Annotated in this window: 27 protein-coding genes and 4 pseudogenes; 22 read left to right on the forward strand and 9 right to left on the reverse strand. The window is 41.1% G+C overall.

The genetic code is table 11. The features are described 5' to 3' along the window. The 3 genes and pseudogenes from HT715_RS03285 to HT715_RS03295 form a co-directional block, all read left to right on the forward strand. Positions 1-337 (forward strand): annotated as a pseudogene (locus HT715_RS03285) (IS630 family transposase); the annotation flags it as partial. 234 nt (positions 338-571) lie between these two features. Further along, positions 572-1,363, forward strand: coding sequence for a DUF2785 domain-containing protein (locus tag HT715_RS03290; RefSeq protein ID WP_000284389.1), 792 nt, complete (start codon positions 572-574; stop codon positions 1,361-1,363). 109 nt (positions 1,364-1,472) lie between these two features. Continuing rightward, a complete protein-coding gene (locus HT715_RS03295; RefSeq protein ID WP_119920133.1) occupies positions 1,473-2,141 on the forward strand; it encodes an aquaporin in 669 nt (222 codons plus the stop codon). 172 nt (positions 2,142-2,313) lie between these two features. On the opposite strand, the gene queF is transcribed toward HT715_RS03295, so the two are convergent. From queF to sstT, 9 genes are all read right to left on the reverse strand, one after another. Then, positions 2,314-2,805 carry a preQ(1) synthase gene (queF, locus tag HT715_RS03300; RefSeq protein WP_000082587.1) on the reverse strand — a complete coding sequence of 164 codons (492 nt, stop codon included), beginning with the start codon at positions 2,803-2,805 and terminating at the stop codon, positions 2,314-2,316. An 18-nt stretch (positions 2,806-2,823) separates the two neighbouring features. Further along, positions 2,824-3,540 carry a 7-carboxy-7-deazaguanine synthase QueE gene (gene queE, locus HT715_RS03305; RefSeq protein WP_000196466.1) on the reverse strand — a complete coding sequence of 239 codons (717 nt, stop codon included), beginning with the start codon at positions 3,538-3,540 and terminating at the stop codon, positions 2,824-2,826. Continuing rightward, on the reverse strand, positions 3,533-3,976 hold the full coding sequence (gene queD / locus HT715_RS03310) for a 6-carboxytetrahydropterin synthase QueD (protein WP_000464585.1): 444 nt from the start codon (positions 3,974-3,976) through the stop codon (positions 3,533-3,535). The genes queE and queD overlap by 8 nt, the downstream gene beginning before the upstream one ends. Further along, the gene (queC, locus tag HT715_RS03315; RefSeq protein WP_000828776.1) at positions 3,976-4,629 is read right to left on the reverse strand and encodes a 7-cyano-7-deazaguanine synthase QueC; all 654 of its coding nucleotides are present in this window, start codon (positions 4,627-4,629) and stop codon (positions 3,976-3,978) included. Before queC ends, queD begins: the two co-directional genes overlap by 1 nt. 201 nt (positions 4,630-4,830) lie before the next feature. Then, positions 4,831-5,145: a thioredoxin gene (gene trxA / locus HT715_RS03320; protein ID WP_001029581.1), complete on the reverse strand. Its 315-nt coding sequence runs from the start codon at positions 5,143-5,145 to the stop codon at positions 4,831-4,833. A 15-nt stretch (positions 5,146-5,160) separates the two neighbouring features. Further along, positions 5,161-5,382 carry a DUF4649 family protein gene (locus tag HT715_RS03325; protein WP_000570252.1) on the reverse strand — a complete coding sequence of 74 codons (222 nt, stop codon included), beginning with the start codon at positions 5,380-5,382 and terminating at the stop codon, positions 5,161-5,163. A 97-nt stretch (positions 5,383-5,479) separates the two neighbouring features. After that, positions 5,480-5,860, reverse strand: a complete 381-nt coding sequence (locus HT715_RS03330; protein ID WP_119920130.1) for a MarR family transcriptional regulator — start codon at positions 5,858-5,860, stop codon at positions 5,480-5,482. 126 nt (positions 5,861-5,986) lie between these two features. Further along, a complete protein-coding gene (locus tag HT715_RS03335; RefSeq protein ID WP_000028167.1) occupies positions 5,987-6,955 on the reverse strand; it encodes an aromatic acid exporter family protein in 969 nt (322 codons plus the stop codon). A gap of 173 nt (positions 6,956-7,128) precedes the next feature. After that, the gene (gene sstT / locus HT715_RS03340) at positions 7,129-8,334 is read right to left on the reverse strand and encodes a serine/threonine transporter SstT (protein ID WP_000821228.1); all 1,206 of its coding nucleotides are present in this window, start codon (positions 8,332-8,334) and stop codon (positions 7,129-7,131) included. A gap of 138 nt (positions 8,335-8,472) precedes the next feature. Here sstT and HT715_RS03345 point away from each other — a divergent pair, with 138 nt between their 5' ends. The 19 genes and pseudogenes from HT715_RS03345 to HT715_RS03435 form a co-directional block, all read left to right on the forward strand. After that, positions 8,473-9,033 carry a mechanosensitive ion channel domain-containing protein gene (locus HT715_RS03345; RefSeq protein ID WP_001168882.1) on the forward strand — a complete coding sequence of 187 codons (561 nt, stop codon included), beginning with the start codon at positions 8,473-8,475 and terminating at the stop codon, positions 9,031-9,033. A gap of 57 nt (positions 9,034-9,090) precedes the next feature. Beyond that, positions 9,091-9,999, forward strand: coding sequence for a magnesium transporter CorA family protein (locus HT715_RS03350; protein WP_000242250.1), 909 nt, complete (start codon positions 9,091-9,093; stop codon positions 9,997-9,999). A gap of 14 nt (positions 10,000-10,013) precedes the next feature. Next, positions 10,014-10,541, forward strand: a complete 528-nt coding sequence (locus tag HT715_RS03355; RefSeq protein ID WP_023941083.1) for a YqeG family HAD IIIA-type phosphatase — start codon at positions 10,014-10,016, stop codon at positions 10,539-10,541. A gap of 2 nt (positions 10,542-10,543) precedes the next feature. Continuing rightward, positions 10,544-11,650, forward strand: a complete 1,107-nt coding sequence (gene yqeH / locus HT715_RS03360; RefSeq protein ID WP_100127957.1) for a ribosome biogenesis GTPase YqeH — start codon at positions 10,544-10,546, stop codon at positions 11,648-11,650. 212 nt (positions 11,651-11,862) lie between these two features. Continuing rightward, positions 11,863-12,174: a ribosome assembly RNA-binding protein YhbY gene (gene yhbY, locus HT715_RS03365; protein ID WP_000060169.1), complete on the forward strand. Its 312-nt coding sequence runs from the start codon at positions 11,863-11,865 to the stop codon at positions 12,172-12,174. Positions 12,175-12,225: 51 nt separating this feature from the next. Continuing rightward, positions 12,226-12,855, forward strand: coding sequence for a nicotinate-nucleotide adenylyltransferase (locus HT715_RS03370; RefSeq protein ID WP_023938851.1), 630 nt, complete (start codon positions 12,226-12,228; stop codon positions 12,853-12,855). After that, entirely contained in the window at positions 12,855-13,448 is a 594-nt protein-coding gene (gene yqeK / locus HT715_RS03375) for a bis(5'-nucleosyl)-tetraphosphatase (symmetrical) YqeK (RefSeq protein WP_119920128.1), read from the forward strand. The genes HT715_RS03370 and yqeK overlap by 1 nt, the downstream gene beginning before the upstream one ends. After that, positions 13,449-13,949, forward strand: a complete 501-nt coding sequence (locus HT715_RS03380; protein ID WP_000844707.1) for a cysteine hydrolase family protein — start codon at positions 13,449-13,451, stop codon at positions 13,947-13,949. A 12-nt stretch (positions 13,950-13,961) separates the two neighbouring features. After that, complete coding sequence (rsfS, locus tag HT715_RS03385; RefSeq protein WP_119920127.1) at positions 13,962-14,315, forward strand: ribosome silencing factor; 354 nt, start codon at positions 13,962-13,964, stop codon at positions 14,313-14,315. 108 nt (positions 14,316-14,423) lie between these two features. Then, complete coding sequence (locus HT715_RS03390) at positions 14,424-15,164, forward strand: class I SAM-dependent methyltransferase (protein ID WP_050208346.1); 741 nt, start codon at positions 14,424-14,426, stop codon at positions 15,162-15,164. A 9-nt stretch (positions 15,165-15,173) separates the two neighbouring features. Next, a complete protein-coding gene (locus HT715_RS03395; protein ID WP_050208334.1) occupies positions 15,174-16,271 on the forward strand; it encodes a nucleotidyltransferase in 1,098 nt (365 codons plus the stop codon). Between the two features lie 131 nt (positions 16,272-16,402). Beyond that, positions 16,403-16,657 carry a type II toxin-antitoxin system Phd/YefM family antitoxin gene (locus HT715_RS03400; RefSeq protein WP_016398854.1) on the forward strand — a complete coding sequence of 85 codons (255 nt, stop codon included), beginning with the start codon at positions 16,403-16,405 and terminating at the stop codon, positions 16,655-16,657. Between the two features lie 3 nt (positions 16,658-16,660). Beyond that, complete coding sequence (locus tag HT715_RS03405) at positions 16,661-16,915, forward strand: Txe/YoeB family addiction module toxin (protein ID WP_016398855.1); 255 nt, start codon at positions 16,661-16,663, stop codon at positions 16,913-16,915. A gap of 346 nt (positions 16,916-17,261) precedes the next feature. Further along, a pseudogene (locus tag HT715_RS12385) lies at positions 17,262-17,765 on the forward strand (KilA-N domain-containing protein); the annotation flags it as partial. After that, positions 17,719-17,859, forward strand: a complete 141-nt coding sequence (locus HT715_RS03415) for a hypothetical protein (protein WP_000899898.1) — start codon at positions 17,719-17,721, stop codon at positions 17,857-17,859. The pseudogene HT715_RS12385 and the gene HT715_RS03415, both read left to right, overlap by 47 nt. 15 nt (positions 17,860-17,874) lie before the next feature. Further along, complete coding sequence (locus tag HT715_RS03420) at positions 17,875-18,666, forward strand: hypothetical protein (protein ID WP_050975963.1); 792 nt, start codon at positions 17,875-17,877, stop codon at positions 18,664-18,666. 136 nt (positions 18,667-18,802) lie between these two features. Next, positions 18,803-19,057: pseudogene (locus tag HT715_RS03425) on the forward strand (recombinase family protein); the annotation flags it as partial. An 81-nt stretch (positions 19,058-19,138) separates the two neighbouring features. Beyond that, positions 19,139-20,752 carry a ribonuclease Y gene (locus HT715_RS03430; protein WP_119920126.1) on the forward strand — a complete coding sequence of 538 codons (1,614 nt, stop codon included), beginning with the start codon at positions 19,139-19,141 and terminating at the stop codon, positions 20,750-20,752. A 703-nt stretch (positions 20,753-21,455) separates the two neighbouring features. Further along, positions 21,456-22,134: pseudogene (locus HT715_RS03435) on the forward strand (reverse transcriptase domain-containing protein); the annotation flags it as partial. Positions 22,135-22,329: the final 195 nt, after the last annotated feature.

The raw sequence follows: 22,329 nt of genomic DNA on the forward strand, positions 1-22,329 counted from the left end.
TGTTGCAGGACAAGTAGACGGAGAGTTTATAGCTCCCATGATTTACAAGAACAGCAGGACAAGCGATTTCTTTGTGGAGTGGTTCAAAACGCAACTCCTGCCTGCTTTGAAGACACCTCATGTTATTATCATGGACAATGCTAGTTTTGATCCCAAGAACATTTTGGATGAACTCTGCATCCAAGATAAACACTTTTTCTTACCTCTACCGCCTTATTCACCAGATTTGAATCCTATTGAGCAAGCTTGGGCTATCTTGAAAAAGAAAGTAACAGATTTATTAAGGGAAGTCCCAACTATTTTTGAATGTTTGGAACGCTTTTTTAAAACTAAATGACTATATAACTAGTTTTTCGCAATTTTTGAGACAGAAATGTGATTTTTGTGATAAAGTTCTATCATTACAAGTTCATTTGTGGTAATATGGAATAAATCATTTATGTATCCTTTCAGAAATGTGCTGTTTCTCTGAATATAAATGTCTTTTTCTCTTTAACTTAATTTTACAAATTGCTAAAGTCATTTAAGGACAGCTTTTTGAACAGTTGCTAGAAATGTAGAGGTATTGACCATGTATCAAAAGTTACTTAGAAAAATAGCAGAAGAAAAACCAAGTTATAACCAGGAAGAAATCCAGTGGCTACTTGATCATTTGGGAGATCCTTCTCCAGAAATTCGTGATGACCTTGTTTTTACAAGCTTTGCTAGAGGGATTCAGGAAGAGCTATTTACACAGGAACAATTTCATTTCATTGCTGAAGGGATTTCATCTGATGGAGGGTTAGATAAAGATATTGATAAGGTAGGCCTGTCAACCCTTGAACGTTCTTTTAGGGCGCTTATTTATGCAAATCTCTTGTCTGCAGATGCCAACCAGCAATCGATTTTTTATCAGGAATTAAATGCAGGAATTCGTAATGTCCTTTTAAATCAAGGTTTGTATTATCTTTCAAAAGAAAAGGATACAACGGGTTTTTCAAGTCAGTATGGTTGGGTTCATGCTTTTGCACATGGAGCCGATTTACTGACAGAGGTGGTTTGTCATCCCAACTTTCCTAAAAACAGAGTTCATGAAGTATTTGATATACTTGGCCAACTATTTAAAAGAGTTTCGATTCGCTTTACAGATGATGAGGATTGGCGTTTAGCAAGAGTGATCTATGAACCTATTTTACAAGGGAAGTTAGCGCAAGAGCAAGTAGCTTCTTGGATAAAAGCTGTTGACTTTCCGATAGAAGAAAGAGAAGATTTTTATAAATTTTCCAACTTCAGATCCTGTCTGTTGGAAGTCTATGTCCAACTTGACCAGAGAAATAGTTTACAAGATGACTTGAAAGAAGCTATTCAATCTTTTCAATATTAGGTATTGCTAGTAGTTCTATGATTTTCAAAAAATTTCCAATCAATTTTCTTGAAACCCTTTCCTACTTTTGATAGACTAGTATCTAGTTTTTGAAAAAAGGAGAAAGAAAATGAAAAAATTTGTTGCTGAGTTAATCGGTACGTTCATGCTTGTATTCGTCGGGACAGGAGCTGTTGTTTTTGGAAATGGTGTTGAAGGTCTTGGTCACCTAGGGATTGCCGTTGCCTTTGGTCTGGCAATCGTAGTTGCAGCCTACTCAATCGGAACTGTTTCAGGTGCTCACTTGAATCCAGCTGTTTCGATTGCTATGTTTGTTAACAAACGTTTGTCATCTTCAGAGCTTGTCAACTACATCCTTGGACAAGTAGTTGGAGCTTTCTTAGCATCTGCTTCTGTCTTCTTCCTCTTGGCTAACTCAGGTATGTCAACTGCTAGTCTTGGTGAAAATGCCTTGGCAAACGGTGTCACTGTCTTTGGTGGTTTCTTGTTTGAAGTCATCGCAACTTTCTTGTTTGTCTTGGTTATCATGACTGTGACTTCAGCAAGCAAGGGAAATGGCGCGATTGCTGGTTTGGTAATCGGTTTGTCCTTGATGGCGATGATTCTTGTCGGATTGAACATTACTGGGCTTTCAGTAAATCCAGCTCGTAGCTTGGCACCAGCTGTTTTGGTAGGTGGCGCAGCCCTTCAACAAGTTTGGATTTTCATCCTTGCACCAATCGTTGGTGGGGTTCTTGCAGCCCTCGTTGCAAAAAACTTCCTTGGAACAGAAGAATAATTGAAAAACAAAAAGCCTTGCTCCTCATCTAGAGGAACAGGGCTTTTTCGTATGATACTCTTCGAAAATCTCTTCAAACCACGTCAGCTTCTATCTGCAACCTCAAAGCAGTGATTTGAGCAACTTGCGGCTAGCTTCCTAGTTTGATTTTTGATTTTCATTGAGTATGAGTTTAACGATTGTCAATTTTCTCTGGATAAAGGTCGTGTTGGAAGAGGCGTTGTTCTGCCAAGCCTTCATACTTAGTTCCAGGCTTACCGTAGTTGTAGTAGGGGTCGATTGAAATGCCACCGCGCGGAGTGAATTTTCCCCAGACTTCTAAATAGCGAGGGTCTAGCAAGTTGACCAAGTCTTTCCCGATGGTGTTGATACAGTTTTCGTGAAAATCTCCGTGATTTCGGTAGCTAAAGAGGTAGAGTTTGAGGGATTTTGACTCAACACAGAGCTTGTCAGGGATGTAGGAAATATAAATGGTCGCAAAGTCTGGTTGAGCAGTGATCGGGCAAAGTGAGGTAAATTCAGGACAGTTAAATTTGATAAAATAGTCATTTTCCACATGACGATTGTCAAAGGATTCGAGGACTTCTGGTTGATATTCGAAAATGTAGTTGGTTTCTTTGTTGCCTAGTAGGCTTAGGTTTTTCATTTCTTCTTGTTGTGACATGATTTTTTCTTTCTAATCTTAAACACCACGTTGATTATCGTAGAGGAGGGTATGCAGTTGAGGGAGGACGCGGACATTGCCCCAGCTGTCGTCAGCAGCGACACGTTCCCAGAGTTCTTTGAGGCGGTCCAGTTGGTCTTGGACAATATTACCCGTAGCCTTGGGCTCAGGATTTCCTGCTGATAAGAAGAGAACATCTGGTTGGTAGCGTTCTTGAATCCCTTTGGCAAAGGCCAAATCGGCATCATCAAAGACAGGGATTTTAAAGGTGACCCTGTCTGGATCAAGTTGGGAAACGATAAAGTCCAAGGTCTCAAAGTTGACTTCCATCTTGGATGAAGGAGGTTTGGGACTGAGAGTAACCTGGTCGATGTCTTTTAACCAATTTTGCCAGCGAGAGCCTTGAGTTTCAACAGCCAGAGTAACACCACGTTCCTTGAGTTTGGTGACCAATTCGGCCATGTTGGCTGCTAGGATAGCAGGATTTCCCCCAGATAGGGTTACATAGTCGTAGCTCCCCAATTTATCCAAGGCAGCAATGACCTCGTCAGCTGTCATACGAGTTGGCTTTTCAGAGCCATCCCAAGTAAAGGCAGAATCGCACCAGTCGCAGTGGTAGTCGCAACCAGCAGTGCGGACAAACATGGTTTTCTGCCCGATTGCACGGCCTTCGCCTTGAAAGGTTGGGCCAAAAATTTCTAGAACTGGTAGTTTGAGGACACGTTCCCTAGTCATCTAACCACTCCCGTCTAAACTCTGCAAAGGCAGTCGGAGTCTCATAGAGACGAACGTATTCCAAACGGAGACCGCGCTCGTTTGGCAACTCTTGATTCATGGTTTGGAAAATCCAGTAAACCATATTTTCAGCAGTCGTGTTCATATAGGGAAGAGTTTCATTGAGATAGCGATGATCCAAGTGGGGCTCTAAGTAGTTCTTGTAGGTCGCTTTGATGTCTCCGAAATCGTAGGTCATACCACGTTCATCTAAAAATCCACTGACAGCAATCTGCAGATGATAGGTGTGGCCGTGCAGGGATTTGCATTTTCCCTCATAGTGAAAGAGGTGGTGAGCAGCATCAAAGGTAAATTCTTTGGAGACTAGAGTCCGATAAGGATTGTAGACAAGAGACTCCCCAGTTTCCTGTTTGATTTCTTTGGGTGCAAAAAACATTAGGCTTCTCCTTTCTGTGAGAGATAAACATCTAACCCATGTTGACGTAGGTGGCAGGCGGGGCAATCTTCACAGCCGCTCCCGATAATTCCGTTGTAGCAGGTTAAGGTCTTTTCACGAACATAGTCAAAGGCACCGAGTTGGTCGGCTAGCTCCCAAGTTTCAGCCTTGTCTAGCCACATAAGAGGTGTTTGGATAACGAAGTCGTAATCCATGGCAAGGTTGAGGGTAACATTAAGGGATTTGACAAAGACATCTCGACAATCGGGGTAGCCTGAGAAGTCTGTCTCGCAGACACCTGTCACGATATCTTTAATGCCTCGTTGCTTGGCAAGGACTGCCGCAAAGGATAGAAAGAGGTGGTTTCGACCGTCAACGAAGGTATTGGGAACTTCTCCCTCTTTTTGCTCAATCTCCATATCAGAGGTCAGCGCATTTTCAGTGATTTGCCCCAGCAGAGACATATCTAGGATGTGATGACGAATGCCCTGTTCCGTAGCGATTTCTCTGGCAACTTGAATTTCGAGATGGTGGCGTTGGCCATAGGCAAAGGTAACGGCTTCGACCGTTTCATAGTGTTCTTTAGCCCAGAAAAGGCAGGTTGTGGAATCTTGACCGCCACTAAAGACGACCAAGGCTGATTGACGTTTCATAGTACTCCTTCCAAAATGGGAAATGTTCAGAGCACGCAAAAAGCTCCCTTGAGGGAGCTAAAAAATACCAAGTCAAGGTTTTTTTTAGCGATGGCATGTCCCAAACATCGTAATATTCTACTTACAGTCTAGCATATTTTTTGAAAAATGGCAAAGGGCAAGAAAAAAGAGACCAAAGAAAGTACTTGGTCTCTCGTTTGATTAGCTCAATTCAGCAACGATGGCCTTGATTTGTTCTGCTGTGTGAACACCAGCAACTTGTTTGACAACTTGGCCGTCTTTTTTGAAGAGAAGAGTTGGAATAGACATGATTCCAAAAGCACGAGCTGTGTTTGGATTTTCATCAACGTCCATTTTAACGATTTTCAAGACATCTTCTGAAAGTTCTTCAGACAATTTGTCCAAGATTGGACCTTGCATACGACATGGACCACACCAAGTTGCCCAGAAGTCTACTAAGACCAAACCGTCTTTTGTTTCTTGTTCGAATGTTGCATCTGTAATTGCTTTTGCCATTGTATTTCTCCTTTTTTAGTTATATTGGCTTAAATCTTGTTTCTTGAGATAGAAGAAGATATCTCCATAAGTCCCATGGTAGTCCAAATCATGATCCTTATAAGTCAATTTTTGGACAGGGTAGTAGTCTGCGACGCCGATAATGCAAGCTTGTTGCGAACGATCAAAATCTTCATAGGATTCGAAAGTCACAGTTCTTTCGTTCTTACTGGCGTCTAGATAAGTAATTTCAATCATATAAAACTCCTTTGTTTAATCTTGACTTTATTTTACTCCTTGTAAAAGAGAATGTCAATAAAAATGATTGCGCACGCAACTTTTTTCTAAAATCATCTTAAATCAAGAAATCCAAACCTGCTTCCAAGCTTTCTTCGACAGCCTTTTGTAGCGAGGCCAGTGTCTTTTGCCCATCATTTGTCAGGCAGATAAAACTAGAGCGTCTATCTTGATGGCAGCACATGCGACTGAGTAGACCGCAATTTTTAGCTTCCAAGCGAGCCACCATCCTAGAAACTGCGCTCGGGCTCAGATGAAGCTTATCTGGCAGGTCAATCTGGCGTAGAGATTTTTCTTGGGCCAAGTCCAGATAGTAGAGCAGGTAGAACTCTTTCAAGGTCAGACTTTGCTCGCTCTGTTGGGCAATGGTCTCTTCCAGGAGACTTTCAATTTCTTTCTGATGCCGATTGAAGTCAAACCATTTTTCCAAATAGGTCATAGTGTCTCCTTTCTTTTTAGAGTCATAAATAGAAGAAAGTCCATTAACGGGCAGTCTCTGCGTCACAAGATGATTGCGCATGCAATAATTATACTACTTTTCAAGAATGCTGGCAAGTTCTGTTTTTTAGTGGTTTTCTTTTTTACTGTCCATATTTTTGTAAAAATCAACTTTTACTTGGATGAAGGTTTTGGCTTCACGTAGGAGTTGAAGAAGGGTAGCGCGGGTTTCAAATTCTTCTCTTGTCTTGGGCAGACTGCGGTTTCGGAAGACTTCCAGATAGCGTTCGATTTCATCTAGCAAATCAGAAGCAGGATTGGTCTGGCTCAGTTGACCTGCAATTTTTGAAAAGAGTTGAGCCAAAATCAGGCTCTCACTGGCAGCTAGGTGACAGGTATTGATTTGCTGGGCCATATTTCGCAGGATACGACTTTGTAGCTGTCTCATCTCAAAGTAGTGAATATGGTAATCAGTCTGGTGAAAGAGGTGGTCTGAGTGATCCAAATAGACCAGTCTGAGGGCTTCTTCCAAAAGGGTGTCCAATTCTTCCACCAGCTGTGCTCGGTTGCGTCCATCCCCTCTGGATAAATAATATTTGAAGCGCAGGAGGATGTCTTTTAACTTTTCTTCTACCAATGTGTGGTAGTGATGAATTTCCTCTTCTCGTGAAGGCATGTAGAGATTGACCAGTAAAGCAAATCCTGTACCGATAGCAAAGAGAAAGAATTCATTGACTAGAAGGTCTGGAGAGGTTGACTCTTGTACCAAGAGATGGCTAACCAAAACAGTGCTTGGTGTGATGCCAATTTCCCAGCCCATCTTGTAAGCTAGAGGCACATAGAAGGCAAGATAGAGACCAAGGCTCCAGATATGAAATCCGCTCAAGTGAAAAGCTAGAACACCGATAGCCAGAGCTAGGAGCATGGAAAAGAGGCGATTGCGAGCCAGTTTTAAAGTACTTCTACGCGTATCAGATAGGCTCAAGAGAGCGATAATTCCAGCCGAAATTGCTGAGGAAAGATTGAGAAAATAAGCAAGCAGGCAGGCAAGACAGGTAGCTAAGATGAGCTTGGTCGTACGTTGGCTAATAGACATAAGAATTTCCTGATAATACTCAATGAAAATCAAAGAGCAAACTAGGAAGCTAGCCGTAGGCAGTACTTGAGTACGGCAAGGCGAAGCTGACGTAGTTTGAATTTGATTTTCGAAGAGTATAAGTTAGAATAAAAGAGCAAAAGACAAAACCTGAGCAGGCTTGCCTTTATGAGTTATTTTTTACGGGCTGCTGCGTATTCGGCAACGGCAGTAAAGAGGACGTCTGTAGAAGAGTTAAGGGCTGTTTCACATGAGTCTTGGATGACCCCAATCACAAATCCAACCCCAACAACTTGCATGGCAATATCGTTAGAAATACCGAAAAGGCTACAAGCAACTGGGATAAGAAGGAGGGAACCTCCCGCAATACCAGAAGCACCGCAGGCTGAGATAGCTGCTACCACACTGAGGACAAAGGCTGTGGCAAAGTCAACAGGGATTCCAAGAGTGTTTACCGCAGCAAGGGTCAAAACGTTAATGGTAATCGCTGCTCCAGCCATGTTGATAGTAGAGCCAAGTGGGATAGAAACAGAATAGGTATCTGGGTTGAGTCCAAGGTCATGGCAGAGTTTCATGTTGACAGGAATGTTAGCCGCAGAACTACGAGTGAAGAAGGCTGTCACACCGCTGACACGGAGGCAGTTCCAAACTAGAGGGTAAGGGTTGCGTCTCATAAAGAAGAAGGCAATCAAAGGGTTGACCACAAGGGCAACAAAAAGCATAGTCGTTACTAATAGAACCAATAAAATACCGTAGTTGGCAAGGCTTCCGATTCCCTTGTCAGAAATGGTTTTAAAAACAAGACCAAGGATTCCAAATGGAGCCAGATTGATGATCCATTCGACAATTTTAGAAGTCACGTCAGCGATAGTTTTTAGTAATTCTTTACTATTTTTGCTGGCCTCTCTCATAGCAATTCCAAAAATGACTGCCCAAGATAAGATTCCAATATAGTTAGCAGTAAGCAGGGCGTTGACTGGATTGTCAACCAGTTTGAGCAAGAGGTTGCTGAGGACCTGTCCAATCCCATCTGGTGGAGCAATATCGGTATTAGCACTATTTAGGGTGATTTCAATAGGGACGATGAAACTTGCTAGTACAGCTACAAGAGCAGCGGCAAAAGTTCCTAGGATATACAAGAAAACAACAGTTTTCATATTGCTATCTTGTCCCTTTTGATGTTGGGAAAGGGCATTGGCAACGAGAGCAAAGACTAGGATAGGAGCAACAGCTTTTAGACCTCCAACGAATAAATCCCCGAGTAACCCAATTCCTGAGAGATTAGGAAGGGTCAGTCCTAGAATTCCCCCACAAAGCATACCAATCAAGATACGCTTGACAAGGCTTGCCTTGTTCCAAGCATGAATGATTCTTTTCATAATAATCTCCTTTCTGTGTAGTGATTATGATTATAGTATAAACGATAGACAAAATCAAGAATTTTCTGTCTATTTTTTGAATATTTATGGATAATGAGACTGATGAAAATATGGTATAATGAAATAAAGGAGTTTTATATGCAAAAATTTATTCAAGCTTATATTGAAAAGCTAGATGTGACAACCATTATCGAAAATATTCTAACCAAGGTCATTTCTCTTTTACTGCTTTTGATTGTATTTTATATTGCTAAAAAAATGCTTCATACCATGGTGCAGAGAATTGCCAAACCTTCTCTAAAAATGTCTCATCATGATGTCGGGCGCCAGAAAACCATCTCACGTTTGTTAGAAAATGTGTTTAATTATACGTCATATTTCTTTTTACTCTACTGTATTTTATCGATTTTAGGCTTACCTGTATCTAGCTTGCTGGCTGGGGCTGGAATCGCTGGGGTGGCGATTGGGATGGGAGCCCAAGGTTTTCTGTCTGATGTCATCAATGGCTTTTTCATCCTTTTTGAACGTCAACTGGATGTGGGAGATGAGGTTGTTCTGACCAACGGCCCCATTACTGTATCGGGTAAGGTTGTCAGTGTGGGAATTCGTACGACACAGCTTCGTAGCGAGGAGCAAGCTCTTCACTTTGTTCCGAACCGAAATATCACGGTTGTTAGCAATTTCTCACGCACGGACTAGACCTGTTATTTTAAGTAATTTGTGGTACAATAGAGGGAGTTTAATAAAGGAGAAAAGATGGTTTTAGAAAAGCAGTTGGGCAATGGTTGTACCTGGATAGACCTAGACCTCGGAAAGTTGAATAAACTAGAAGACCTTTCTGAAATCTACGGCTTGGACAAGGAAACCATTGAGTACGCACTGGATAGGAATGAGCGTGCCCACATGGACTACCACCGTGAAAGTGGGACGGTTACCTTTATCTATAATGTCCTAGATGTGAAAAAGGACAAGGCCTACTATGAGACTTTTCCCATGACCTTTATCGTGGAGCATCGTCGCCTGATTACCATTAGTAATACCAAGAACGCCTATGTCATTGAACAAATGACCCGTTATCTGGAGAGCCATGACACGCTTTCGATCTACAAGTTTCTTTTTGCCAGTCTGGAAATCATCAGCAATGCCTACTACCCTGTCATCGAGCAGATGGATAAGAGTAAGGACGAGGTCAATGGTCTCTTGCGTCAGCGAACAACTAAGAAAAATCTTTTTGCCCTTTCCGACTTGGAGACGGGTATGGTTTATCTTACTGCGGCTGCTAAACAAAATCGGATTTTGTTGGAGCATATTCAAGGTCATGCCTTGTATCGTAGTTTTGATGAGATTGAGAGAGAGCAGTTTGATGATGCTATGATTGAGGCTCATCAGCTGGTATCCATGACAGACCTAATCTCTCAGATTTTACAGCAACTTTCAGCCTCTTACAACAATATTCTAAACAATAATCTGAATGATAATTTGACAACCTTGACTATCATTTCAGTCTTGCTAGCTGTTTTGGCAGTCGTGACAGGCTTTTTCGGAATGAATGTTCCCCTACCTTTAACAGATGAGCCCCATGCTTGGCTCTACATCAGTATAGCTAGTGCAGGGTTATGGATTGTTTTATCCTTGTTACTAAGGAAAATTGCGAAAAAAAGTTAAGAAAAGGAGCCAGAATGGCGATTGAAAACTACATGCCAGATTTTGCTGTGGAAGCAGTCTATGATCTGACAGTCCCAAGCCTGCAGGCGCAGGGAATCAAGGCTGTTTTGGTCGATTTGGACAATACCCTTATTGCTTGGAACAACCCTGACGGGACACCAGAGATGAAGCAATGGCTACATGACCTTCGGGACGCGGGCATTCGCATTATCGTAGTGTCAAATAACACCAAAAAACGCGTCCAACGAGCAGTTGAGAAATTTGGGATTGACTACGTTTATTGGGCTCTGAAGCCCTTCACATTTGGAATTGACCGTGCCATGAAGGAATTTCACTATGAGAAAAAGGAAGTGGTCATGGTTGGCGACCAGCTCATGACAGATATACGAGCAGCCCACCGTGCAGGCATTCGTTCAATCTTGGTCAAGCCCTTGGTCCAACATGACTCGATTAAAACGCAGATTAACCGAGCTCGCGAGCGTCGTGTTATGCGAAAAATCACTAAAAAGTACGGACCGATTACATATAAAAAAGGAATTTAACTATGGAAGAAATTCTCTGTATTGGTTGTGGAGCAACCATTCAGACGACAGATAAGGTTGGTCTTGGTTTTACCCCCCAGTCGGCACTCGAAAAAGGTTTGGAGATAGGTGAAGTCTATTGCCAACGTTGTTTCCGTCTCCGTCATTACAATGAAATCACAGATGTCCAGTTGACGGACGATGATTTCCTCAAGCTCTTGCACGAGGTGGGAGACAGCGATGCCTTAGTGGTCAATGTCATTGATATCTTTGATTTTAATGGCTCTGTCATCCCAGGCTTGCCACGCTTTGTATCGGGCAATGATGTCCTCTTGGTTGGAAATAAAAAAGATATCCTACCTAAGTCAGTTAAACCGGGCAAGATTAGCCAGTGGCTCATGGAACGTGCCCATGAAGAAGGGCTTCGTCCTGTTGATGTCGTCCTAACTTCAGCTCAAAACAAACATACCATTAAGGAAGTCATTGACAAGATTGAACATTACCGTAAAGGCCGCGATGTCTATGTTGTCGGTGTAACTAACGTTGGAAAATCAACTCTAATCAATGCTATTATCCAAGAAATCACTGGTGATCAGAATGTTATTACGACTTCGCGTTTCCCAGGGACAACCTTGGACAAGATTGAGATTCCGCTTGATGATGGTTCTTATATCTACGATACGCCGGGAATCATCCACCGTCACCAAATGGCCCATTACTTGACGGCCAAAAACCTCAAGTATGTCAGCCCTAAAAAGGAGATCAAGCCTAAAACATATCAGCTTAATCCTGAACAAACCCTATTTTTAGGTGGTCTCGGACGTTTTGACTTTATATCAGGAGAAAAACAAGGTTTCACTGCCTTTTTTGACAACGAATTGAAACTCCATCGTACTAAGCTTGAAGGCGCTAGTGCTTTCTACGATAAGCACCTCGGAACACTTTTGACACCACCAAATAGCAAGGAAAAAGAAGATTTTCCAAAACTAGTCCAGCATGTCTTTAACATCAAGGATAAAACTGACCTAGTGATCTCAGGACTAGGCTGGATCCGCGTAACAGGCACTGCCAAAGTCGCCGTCTGGGCACCAGAAGGCGTCGCCGTCGTCACACGAAAAGCAATTATTTAAAATAAAATCACTGAGCGAACAAAGTGAGCTCATAAAAAGATAGTTATTGCCGTGGTGTCTTGCCAATCTGTAGATTGGCAAGGGGCACAATTGAGACCAAGGCTCAATTGTGAGGTCAGGAAATCCATTTTTCAAAGATGAGATCTTTGGAAAATTAGTTCCGACCGTCCCTCACCACCTAAAATAACTATCAAAAAACAAGGAAGAAAATTATGTCATTAACATCAAAACAACGTGCCTTCCTCAACAGTCAGGCACACACCCTCAAACCCATCATCCAAATTGGAAAAAATGGTCTCAACGACCAAATCAAAACCAGCGTTCGTCAAGCACTTGATGCACGCGAATTGATTAAAGTAACGCTCTTGCAAAATACAGATGAAAATATCCACGAAGTAGCTGAAATTTTGGAAGAAGAAATCGGTGTGGATACAGTCCAAAAAATCGGACGCATCTTGATTTTGTTTAAACAATCTAGCAAGAAAGAAAATCGCAAGATTTCTAAAAAAGTCAAAGAGATCTAAAAACTATACTCCAAATAACTGTTTTTACAGAAAAATAAAGGAGACTAGCCTATGGCAATCGAACTATTGACTCCCTTTACCAAGGTAGAGTTGGAGCCAGAAATCAAGGAGAAAAAACGCAAGCAAGTCGGGATTTTAGGGGGGAATTTTAACCCTGTTCACAATGCCCATCTCATCGTTGCGGACCAAGTACGGCAACAGTTGGGACTGGATCAGGTCTTGCTCATGCCTGAATACCAACCTCCTCATGTAGATAAAAAGGAAACCATTCCTGAACACCATCGTCTCAAAATGCTTGAGTTGGCGATTGAGGGGATCGAAGGCCTAGCCATTGAAACTATTGAGTTGGAGCGCAAGGGTATTTCCTACACTTACGACACCATGAAGATTTTGACAGAGAAGAATCCAGATACGGATTATTACTTTATCATCGGTGCCGACATGGTTGACTATCTGCCTAAGTGGTACCGAATTGATGAACTGGTTGACATGGTTCAGTTTGTGGGGGTTCAGCGTCCACGCTACAAGGCAGGGACTTCCTATCCAGTTATCTGGGTGGACGTACCGCTCATGGATATCTCGTCCAGCATGGTGCGGGACTTCATTGCCCAAGGTCGGAAACCCAACTTTCTCCTACCTCAGCCAGTGCTAGACTACATCGAGAAGGAGGGGCTCTACTGATGTCCTATCAAGACTATATCAACTGCTCCCGTGAGGCCTTGTTGGAAAAAATGGCAAAGCTTCTACCTGAGAAACGTCTAACCCATTGTCTAGGTGTGGAGCGTGCCGCCATAGAACTGGCTCAGCGATTTGGAGTTGATACCGAGAAAGCAGGTCTTGCAGGTCTTCTCCATGATTATGCTAAGAAGCTGTCAGATCAGGAATTTCTTGAATTAATTGGCCGTTATCAGCTAGACTCTGATCTCAAAAACTGGGGTAATAATGTCTGGCATGGAATGGTTGGCATTTACAAAATTCAGGAAGATTTGGAGCTGTATGATTCAGAAATCCTGCGAGCTATTGAAATCCATACAGTCGGTGCTGACCAGATGACAGACCTAGATAAAGTCATCTACGTCGCAGACTATATCGAGCATAATCGCGCCTTTCCAGGAGTAGATGTGGCGCGTGAGATTGCAAGTCTATCACTTAATAAGGCGGTGGCCTACGAAACAGCTCGTACCGTGGAGCATCTAGCTCATCAGGGATTTCCCATCTATCCCCAAACCCTTGAAACCTATAACGCCTTTGTGCGCTATTTGAAAGAGGACTAAATGAAGACGGCTTTTATAATCATTGATGTTCAGAATGTTTTAGTAGAAACTGGGTTCCAGACAAAAAGTCTATTGGAAAAAATTTCTTATTTACAAAACCAGGCTAGAAGCAAGAATATTGAAATTATCTATGTTCAACATATTGAGAACTCTGAAGCTCAAACATCAGAAGATTGGCAGTTATCTGCGCTTTTAAATCGAAAACCTGCTGAAAAGGTCTTTCAGAAGAAGTATAACAGTATTTTCAAAGAAACTGGCTTAAAAGAATACTTGGATAAACAGGGGATTGAAAAATTAGTTTTATGTGGTATGCAGACAGAATATTGTGTGGATACCTCTGTCAAGGTTGCCTTTGAATATGGCTATCAGCTTATTGTTCCAGAAGGTGCTGTCACAACCTTTGATGGGGATGACATTCCGGCAGAAACGATTAATGAATTTTATGAGGACATTTGGGAGGAGCGCTTTGCAGATGTCCTAGATTACAAACATATTTTTTAAAAAGAGGACTAAATGAACGAAAAAGAATTACTAGAACTAGTCGTGAAAGCGGCTGATGAGAAACGTGCGGAGGATATCCTCGCGCTTGATGTACAAGATTTGACTAGTGTGACGGACTACTTTGTTATCACTAGTTCAATGAATAGCCGTCAGTTGGATGCTATCGCTGACAATATCCGTGAAAAAGTAGCTCAAGCAGGCTTTAAAGGTAGCCATGTCGAAGGCGATGCAGCTGGAGGCTGGGTCTTACTGGACCTCGGTGCTGTTGTCGTGCATATCTTTTCAGAAGAAATGCGTGCCCATTATAATCTAGAGAAGCTATGGCATGAGGCGAATTCAGTAGATATTTCAGAAGCTCTTGCTTAGAAGATGAACTCAGTTGTAGTCAACTGGGTTTCTTTGCTTATTTTAGAAAAATTGATAGAAAGGTAAAGGGCTAGTGGTGTTTACCATGGAGCTCTTGGTATCATGATTATGGCGACTTATGAAACCTTTGCGGCTGTCTATGATGCGGTCATGGACGATAGTTTATACGACAAATGGACGAATTTTTCTCTGCGTCATTTGCCTAAGACCAAGGAGAGAAAGAAACTCTTGGAACTGGCTTGTGGGACAGGAATTCAATCAGTGCGCTTCTCTCAGGCTGGTTTTGATGTGACTGGACTTGACTTGAGTGCGGATATGTTGAAGATTGCGGAGAAGAGAGCGACTTCAGCCAAGCAAAAGATTGCTTTTATAGAAGGTAATATGCTGAATTTGTCCAAGGCAGGGAAATACGATTTTGTCACGTGTTATTCGGACTCTATCTGCTATATGCAGGATGAGGTGGAATTAGGGGACGTCTTTAAGGACGTGTACAATGCGCTGAATGAAGAGGGAGTTTTCATCTTTGACGTGCACTCGACCTACCAGACAGATGAAGTATTCCCTGGCTATTCCTACCATGAAAATGCGGAAGATTTTGCCATGCTTTGGGATACATATGAGGACGAAGCTCCTCATTCCATCGTGCATGAGCTGACTTTCTTTATCAAGGAGGCTGACGGTTCCTTTAGTCGCCACGATGAAGTACATGAGGAGAGAACCTATGAGATCTTGACCTATGATATCTTGCTGAAACAGGCTGGATTCAAGTCCTTCAAACTCTATGCAGACTTTGAGGATAAGGAGCCAACAGAAACTAGCACCCGTTGGTTTTTTGTGGCGCAGAAGTAGGAGATTATCATGACCATCACAGGTATTATCGCGGAGTTCAATCCTTTTCATAATGGCCATAAATACCTGCTGGATCAGGCAGAGGGACTGAAAATTGTTGCCATGTCAGGGAATTTCATGCAGCGTGGAGAGCCTGCTATTGTGGATAAGTGGACAAGGACCCAGATGGCGCTGGAAAATGGCGCAGACTTGGTAGTGGAATTGCCCTTTTTAGTCAGTGTTCAGGCAGCTGATTTCTTTGGTCAAGGAGCTGTGAATATCTTGGATCGCTTGGGCATTGATAGTCTAGTTTTTGGGACAGAGGAAGTTCGAGATTATCAGAAAATCGCTGACTTATACACAGAGAAAGGTGCTGAGATGGAGAAATTTGTGGAAAATCTGCCTGATTCCCTTTCCTATCCCCAGAAAACTCAGGCCATGTGGAAGGAATTTGCTGGTCTTGATTTTTCTGGCAATACGCCCAATCATGTTCTTGCTCTGGCCTATGCCAAGGCGGTTGCGGGGCGAAATATTAAACTTCATCCGATTCAGCGTCAGGGGGCTGGCTATCATTCTGTGGATAAGGATGTAGACTACGCCTCGGCGACAGCTCTCCGTCAGCATCAGTCAGACCAAGATTTCTTAGAACGCTTTATGCCTTCTGTTACCCTTTTTGAGCAAGCCAGTAAGGTGAGTTGGGATGACTATTTTCCCTTGCTCCGCTATCAAATCTTGTCAAATCCCGACCTAACCACCATCTATCAGGTCAATCAAGAAATGGCTGTGCGCATTAAAGAAGCTATTAAAACAGCCCAGTCTGTGGAAGAATTGGTCGAGTTAGTGACTACCAAACGCTACACCAAGGCGCGTGTCAGACGTCTTTTGACCTATATTTTGGTGCAAGCTAGAGAAAGTGACTTGTCAGAAGCCATTCATGTCCTTGGATTTACTGAAAAAGGCAGGCAACATCTCAAGTCCTTGAAGGGACAGGTCAATCTAGTCAGTCGAATTGGCAAAGAGCCTTGGGATACTATGACCCAAAAGGCAGACCAGATTTACCAACTAGGAAATCCAAGTATAGCAGAACAGAATTTTGGAAGAGTGCCAATAAGAATAGAAACAAACTAAGTCTACTGAAAGGTAGGCTTTTTGAGATTTTTTACGAATAAATAGATAGAAAAGAAAATCTTGTACAAGTTTCTGACAATTTCTTTCTTTTCGTGTATAATAGTGGAAAAGAGGTAAAACGAGGTATGGTTATGGAAGCAGTTCTTTACTCAACATTCCGAAATCATTTAAAAGACTATATGAAGAAGGTCAATGATGAATTTGAGCCTTTAACGGTGGTTAATAAAAATCCAGATGAGGACATTGTAGTTCTTTCAAAGAGCGAATGGGACAGTATTCAGGAAACTCTGAGAATCGTTCAAAATAAGGAACTATCTGACAAGGTCTTGCGAGGAATGGCTCAAGTCCGTGCTGGAAGCACTCAAGTCCATGTTATTGAGGAGTGAGGAATGCTGCTCAAGTTTACAGAAGATGCCTGGGCAGATTATTGCTACTGGCAAACTCAGGATAAGAAAACACTAAAAAGAATCAATAAACTAATTAAGGATATTCAAAGTGATTCATTTACAGGAATAGGAAAACCAGAACCACTCAAGTATGACTACCAAGGAGCCTGGTCACGGCGTATTGATGCAGAAAATCGCTTGATTTATATGATGGATGGAGATAGCATCGCTTTTTTGTCCTTCAAAGATCACTACTAAGTCTACTGAAAGGTGGGCTTTTTATTTTTTAAATTTTTATGAGTAAGTTTAAGATAAAGTTTTTTAGAAAATGACAGAATCCCTAATACAAAAGACAAAAACTCAGAAAAGAAAGTTAGTATATAAACTTCGATTTTTTCCCTTGAATCCGCTTTATCACTTGTATTTTGTGGTATAATGAAGAGAATTGTTAATAATAAAAACAGGGGAAGTAAATGTCTAATTTTAAAGAAAAACTACCGATATTCCAGTCGAACGATGTTCAGATTTCAAATGTAGTCAATGCAGTTTGGTCGATTGCGAACACCTTACGTGGAGCTTATCGTTCGGATAAGTATCGAGTGATGTAATTAAAAATTGGATGAGAAGAAAAGATACAATTGAGTTTCTTGGTTTATGGAAAAGCTTAAACAACATGAATTTCAATTCGGTCGAATTCGACCGAATTAAATCGGAAGCTGGATATAATTCATTTACATTGTCTCCTAAGAAATGGGTAGAGAAAACTGGAGCAATCGGAATTATCTCAAAAGGTGGAAGATATGGTGGTGCATTTGCACATATAGATATTGCCTTTGAATTTGCTTCATGTATTTCTGCTGAATTTAAGATGTATGTAATTCAGGATTACAAAAGACTTAAGTCAGATTAAAATTCTAAGATATCATTAGGCTGGAATTTGAATAGAGAAATTTCTAAGATTAACTACAAAATTCATACAGATGCAATCAAAGAATATCTCTTAAAAGATCTTACCAACGAACAGTTGTCTTACAAGTATGTAAGTGAAGCAGATATGATCAATGTTGTTTTATTTAACAAAAGAGCTAAACAGTGGCGTGAAGAAAATAGGAACAATTAGTACAACACTTGTAGTAGTTGCGGGAGTAAGTGCGGGTGTGCTTGGAGGAAAATTTGACTTTAAATTTCCTAAAAAGATTTAATGGAGAGTAATAAATATGAAGTTTAAAAATTATCTATTTGATTTATATCCTTATTTTCCCAAAGGTTTTTCATTATATAATAGAAAGGATCCTGATGTATGTAGTAAGGCGTTGTACGATGATTTATGTAAGATGTTTTTTGATGATGATTCAAAAGAAAAACTTAAAATAACATCTGTATGTAATAAATGCCAAAACTTTGGAAATGGAGATTTTTATACTTTATTTATTGATAAGGATAAGTATAAGTATTTATTATCAAGTGATTATATAGGAGCCTCTATTTATTGGGCAAGAAAGGCAGGATTAAACGACAGAATAATTTTAGATCATTTGAGTATTTCAAGAACAATAGGTGGACACATTCTTTTCCCTAGAGGTGGTGGAAAATCAGAAACCGTTAATACAGCTAGAGGTGGAAAACCTAGAATCAAGAATGGAATTTATAAAGGATATTATGATCGTTTTGATTTAACACTATATGCTATAAAAGAATGGTTTGCGGGAAATAATAATTCAAAAATAGATTATGCTATAGAGAATTACCGTGAATGGTTTGAACTATTTTTTGATGATGATAATTGTAAAAATGGATTTGAGAAATTTGTCGAGTTTTTTAAGTTAGAAGGATTTATATATGAGCAAAATAAAATTATAGATTTAATTAAATCAGATTTAGAGAACAATCAGGTTGTCTTTTTAGATAAAGAAGATATTAGGATTGCTAGCACAGAAGAAGAATATATAAGATATATGAAAAATCTTAATATCATTATTCTAGAAAGAACTAAAAAAATATTATTATAAATATTTCAGCACCAGTTAAATAAAATGTGCGTTTTCTTTATCAAAAAAATTAATAAAAGAGGTTACCAAGAGGGATAAATTTTAAGTGTAGGGGGAATTTATCCTTTTTGCTTTTGAGGTAGAAGAGAAATCTATTGAATTATCCTATGAATATGTAGATGATGGATATAGTGGTTCTAATTTTGAGCGACCAAATTTTAAGAATATGATTGATGACCTGAATAAAGGAAAGTTTTCTATCATTATGGTAAAAGATTTATCTCGTTTCGGCAGAGAGTATATCGAGTCAGGAAAGTACTTACAAAAGATATTTCTTGAAAAAGGTATTCGCTTTATATCTGTAAATGATAACTATGATAGTGATAATGCGGATGTTAGCGATATCCATTTAAGGTTTGTGAAAATTACTTTTTTATGGTAGAATGTAAAAGAATGTATGTCATTCGGAATAACAATAAAATGAGGTAAAAACATGGAAATCATGTCGCTTGCGATTGCTGTTTTTGCCGTCATCATTGGTTTAGTCATTGGATATGTCAGCATCTCAGCTAAGATGAAATCATCTCAGGAAGCTGCAGAGTTGATGCTTTTAAATGCTGAACAAGAAGCAACTAATTTACGTGGACAAGCTGAGCGTGAAGTGGATTTACTTGTTAATGAAGCCAAACGTGAAAGCAAGTCTCTTAAAAAAGAAGCACTATTGGAGGCCAAAGAAGAAGCCAGAAAATACCGTGAAGAAGTGGACGCTGAATTCAAATCAGAACGTCAAGAACTCAAACAAATCGAAAGTCGTTTGACAGAGAGAGCTACTAGCCTTGACCGTAAGGACGACAATTTGACGAGTAAAGAACAAACACTTGAACAAAAAGAACAAAGTATTTCTGATAGAGCGAAAAACCTTGATGCGCGTGAAGAGCAATTAGAGGAAGTCGAAAGACAAAAAGAAGCAGAACTAGAGCGTATTGGTGCTCTGTCTCAGGCAGAAGCACGAGATATTATCTTGGCACAGACAGAGGAAAACTTGACCAAGGAGATTGCCAGTCGTATTCGCGAAGCTGAGCAAGAGGTCAAGGAACGTTCTGACAAAATGGCCAAGGACATCCTGGTTCAAGCTATGCAACGTATCGCTGGTGAATATGTAGCGGAGTCAACAAACTCAACGGTTCATCTGCCAGACGATACTATGAAGGGACGCATTATTGGTCGTGAAGGTCGTAACATTCGTACCTTTGAAAGTTTGACAGGGGTCGATGTGATTATCGACGATACACCAGAAGTGGTGACCTTGTCAGGATTTGATCCGATTCGTCGTGAGATTGCCCGTATGACTATGGAAATGTTGCTCAAGGATGGTCGTATCCACCCAGCTCGTATCGAAGAGTTGGTTGAGAAAAACCGTCAAGAGATTGACAATAAGATCCGTGAATACGGTGAGACTGCTGCCTATGAGATTGGCGCACCAAACCTTCATCCAGACTTGATGAAGATTATGGGTCGCTTGCAATTCCGGACTTCATATGGCCAAAATGTTTTGCGCCATTCGATTGAGGTTGCTAAGTTAGCTGGTATTATGGCCAGCGAGCTTGGTGAGAATGCGGCTCTTGCCCGTCGTGCTGGATTCCTTCACGACATCGGAAAAGCCATTGACCGCGAGGTTGAAGGTAGCCACGTTGAAATCGGTATGGAATTGGCACGTAAGTACAAGGAACATCCAGTTGTGGTCAATACGATTGCTAGTCACCACGGAGATGTTGAAGCTGAGAGCGTCATTGCAGTTATCGTTGCTGCAGCAGATGCCTTGAGCGCAGCTCGTCCAGGTGCTCGTAGTGAGTCTCTTGAAAGCTACATCAAGCGTCTCCATGATTTGGAAGAAATTGCGAACGGCTTTGAAGGGGTACAAAATAGCTTTGCCCTTCAAGCAGGACGTGAAATTCGTATCATGGTCAATCCAGGAAAAATCAAGGACGACAAAGTCACAATCTTAGCTCACAAAGTTCGTGAGAAAATTGAAAACAATCTCGATTACCCAGGAAATATCAAGATAACCGTGATTCGTGAGCTTCGTGCAGTAGATTATGCTAAATAATAAAAAACTGAGGTCAGTGAAATCTGACTTCAGTTTTTTTGAAGTACGACGGGCATGTGGTGCATCTGAGGTGTAATACTCTTCGAAAATCTCTTCAAACCACGTCAACGTCGCCTTGCCGTACTCAAGTACAGCCTGCGGCTAGTTTCCTAGTTTACTCTTTGATTTTCATTGAGTATAAGTCCTTGGTGGGCACCTGCTACCGGTGAACCCAATAGCGATTCCCAAGCCTGACTATCGTGAGGTAGCGGATTAAAACGGTCTGGGGATAGACCGTTTTAAGTCTGACGCTGGAAATAAGAATCGTCAGAGGAAGGGATAGCGAAATCGTGGCTCTACGAACAGGAAGGTGATAGTAAGGCGTATATAGCGGATAGGGGGGGCGCGAAACCTTAAAGTCCAAAAAGGTAGTCGTAACCTATATGCGTAAATCACGAGAGTAATTGAATTCGAACTAAGATTTATCTTTTTCCACTGTAACCTTTTAACGTCCTCATGTCTAGTCTAAACGAGGAAAGATGTAGGACTTATCCCGTGAGCTCTGTCGCTAGAAAGAGAAAACGACAGATCGAAGTAATCCTACTTTACTTGTGTCTGTAAAACGAACGGTCTGATAGAACTGGACTCTGTCACGTATTGACTAGATGAAGGTTCACCAATATAAGATATCCCTCAGGCACCAAAACAAGAAAGGAATAGGCACATGTCAAAATTGCTAGATAAGATAGTATCACGCGAAAATATGCTGGAAGCTTACAATCAAGTAAAATCCAATAAAGGCTCAGCTGGGATTGATGGAATGACTATCGAAGAGATGGATGACTATCTCAGACAAAACTGGCGCTTGACTAAGGAGCTGATAAAACAGAGAAAATACAAACCTCAATCAGTCCTGCGAGTTGAAATCCCCCAACCCAATGGAGGTGTCCTTCAGCTTGGGATTCCGACAGTGATGGATAGGATAATCCAACAAGCCATTGTCCAAGCTCTTAGAGTACTTAAATGACGGCTATGAGTGGATAGTGGATATAGACCTAGAGAAATTTTTCGATAGGGTTCCTCAAGATAGATTGATGTCCTTAGTACATAATATGATCGAAGACGGAGATAGGGAATCCTTGATTCGTAAGTATCTTCATTCAGGTGTTATCATTAACGGTCGGCGTCATAAAACGCTAGTTGGTACACCACAGGGAGGAAATGTATCTCCTCTCTTATCTAATATCATGCTTAATGAATTGGACAAGGAATTAGAAAAGAGGGGACTTCGATTTGTGCGCTACGCAGATGATTGTGTGATGATGGTCGGAAGCGAGGCAGCCGCTAAGCGTGTGATGTATTCAGTTAGTCGTTTTATTGAGAAACGGCTAGGTTTGAAAGTATAGTAAAATGAAATAAGAATAGGACAAACCGATCAGGACAGTCAAATCGATTTCTAACAATGTTTTAGAAGTAGAGGTGTACTATTCTAGTTTCAATCTACTATAATTTGAAGGGGAATACCGTGATTGGCTAATATTTGTTCAAGGACATGATAGTAAGCATTCAAGTTCTCTTTTTTATCAAAATAAGCCCCT

Source organism: Streptococcus sp. 4155 (assembly GCF_013276695.1).
Taxonomy (GTDB): domain Bacteria; phylum Bacillota; class Bacilli; order Lactobacillales; family Streptococcaceae; genus Streptococcus; species Streptococcus pseudopneumoniae.

What these genes read in the sequence shown, in the direction of transcription:
- HT715_RS03290 (WP_000284389.1), top strand. Translation starts at nt 572, where the DNA reads ATGTATCAAAAGTTACTTAGAAAAATAGCAGAAGAAAAACCAAGTTAT.
- HT715_RS03295 (WP_119920133.1), top strand. Translation starts at nt 1,473, where the DNA reads ATGAAAAAATTTGTTGCTGAGTTAATCGGTACGTTCATGCTTGTATTC.
- queF (WP_000082587.1), bottom strand. Translation starts at nt 2,805, where the DNA reads ATGTCACAACAAGAAGAAATGAAAAACCTAAGCCTACTAGGCAACAAA.
- queE (WP_000196466.1), bottom strand. Translation starts at nt 3,540, where the DNA reads ATGACTAGGGAACGTGTCCTCAAACTACCAGTTCTAGAAATTTTTGGC.
- queD (WP_000464585.1), bottom strand. Translation starts at nt 3,976, where the DNA reads ATGTTTTTTGCACCCAAAGAAATCAAACAGGAAACTGGGGAGTCTCTT.
- queC (WP_000828776.1), bottom strand. Translation starts at nt 4,629, where the DNA reads ATGAAACGTCAATCAGCCTTGGTCGTCTTTAGTGGCGGTCAAGATTCC.
- trxA (WP_001029581.1), bottom strand. Translation starts at nt 5,145, where the DNA reads ATGGCAAAAGCAATTACAGATGCAACATTCGAACAAGAAACAAAAGAC.
- HT715_RS03325 (WP_000570252.1), bottom strand. Translation starts at nt 5,382, where the DNA reads ATGATTGAAATTACTTATCTAGACGCCAGTAAGAACGAAAGAACTGTG.
- HT715_RS03330 (WP_119920130.1), bottom strand. Translation starts at nt 5,860, where the DNA reads ATGACCTATTTGGAAAAATGGTTTGACTTCAATCGGCATCAGAAAGAA.
- HT715_RS03335 (WP_000028167.1), bottom strand. Translation starts at nt 6,955, where the DNA reads ATGTCTATTAGCCAACGTACGACCAAGCTCATCTTAGCTACCTGTCTT.
- sstT (WP_000821228.1), bottom strand. Translation starts at nt 8,334, where the DNA reads ATGAAAAGAATCATTCATGCTTGGAACAAGGCAAGCCTTGTCAAGCGT.
- HT715_RS03345 (WP_001168882.1), top strand. Translation starts at nt 8,473, where the DNA reads ATGCAAAAATTTATTCAAGCTTATATTGAAAAGCTAGATGTGACAACC.
- HT715_RS03350 (WP_000242250.1), top strand. Translation starts at nt 9,091, where the DNA reads ATGGTTTTAGAAAAGCAGTTGGGCAATGGTTGTACCTGGATAGACCTA.
- HT715_RS03355 (WP_023941083.1), top strand. Translation starts at nt 10,014, where the DNA reads ATGGCGATTGAAAACTACATGCCAGATTTTGCTGTGGAAGCAGTCTAT.
- yqeH (WP_100127957.1), top strand. Translation starts at nt 10,544, where the DNA reads ATGGAAGAAATTCTCTGTATTGGTTGTGGAGCAACCATTCAGACGACA.
- yhbY (WP_000060169.1), top strand. Translation starts at nt 11,863, where the DNA reads ATGTCATTAACATCAAAACAACGTGCCTTCCTCAACAGTCAGGCACAC.
- HT715_RS03370 (WP_023938851.1), top strand. Translation starts at nt 12,226, where the DNA reads ATGGCAATCGAACTATTGACTCCCTTTACCAAGGTAGAGTTGGAGCCA.
- yqeK (WP_119920128.1), top strand. Translation starts at nt 12,855, where the DNA reads ATGTCCTATCAAGACTATATCAACTGCTCCCGTGAGGCCTTGTTGGAA.
- HT715_RS03380 (WP_000844707.1), top strand. Translation starts at nt 13,449, where the DNA reads ATGAAGACGGCTTTTATAATCATTGATGTTCAGAATGTTTTAGTAGAA.
- rsfS (WP_119920127.1), top strand. Translation starts at nt 13,962, where the DNA reads ATGAACGAAAAAGAATTACTAGAACTAGTCGTGAAAGCGGCTGATGAG.
- HT715_RS03390 (WP_050208346.1), top strand. Translation starts at nt 14,424, where the DNA reads ATGGCGACTTATGAAACCTTTGCGGCTGTCTATGATGCGGTCATGGAC.
- HT715_RS03395 (WP_050208334.1), top strand. Translation starts at nt 15,174, where the DNA reads ATGACCATCACAGGTATTATCGCGGAGTTCAATCCTTTTCATAATGGC.
- HT715_RS03400 (WP_016398854.1), top strand. Translation starts at nt 16,403, where the DNA reads ATGGAAGCAGTTCTTTACTCAACATTCCGAAATCATTTAAAAGACTAT.
- HT715_RS03405 (WP_016398855.1), top strand. Translation starts at nt 16,661, where the DNA reads ATGCTGCTCAAGTTTACAGAAGATGCCTGGGCAGATTATTGCTACTGG.
- HT715_RS03415 (WP_000899898.1), top strand. Translation starts at nt 17,719, where the DNA reads ATGTTGTTTTATTTAACAAAAGAGCTAAACAGTGGCGTGAAGAAAATA.
- HT715_RS03420 (WP_050975963.1), top strand. Translation starts at nt 17,875, where the DNA reads ATGAAGTTTAAAAATTATCTATTTGATTTATATCCTTATTTTCCCAAA.
- HT715_RS03430 (WP_119920126.1), top strand. Translation starts at nt 19,139, where the DNA reads ATGGAAATCATGTCGCTTGCGATTGCTGTTTTTGCCGTCATCATTGGT.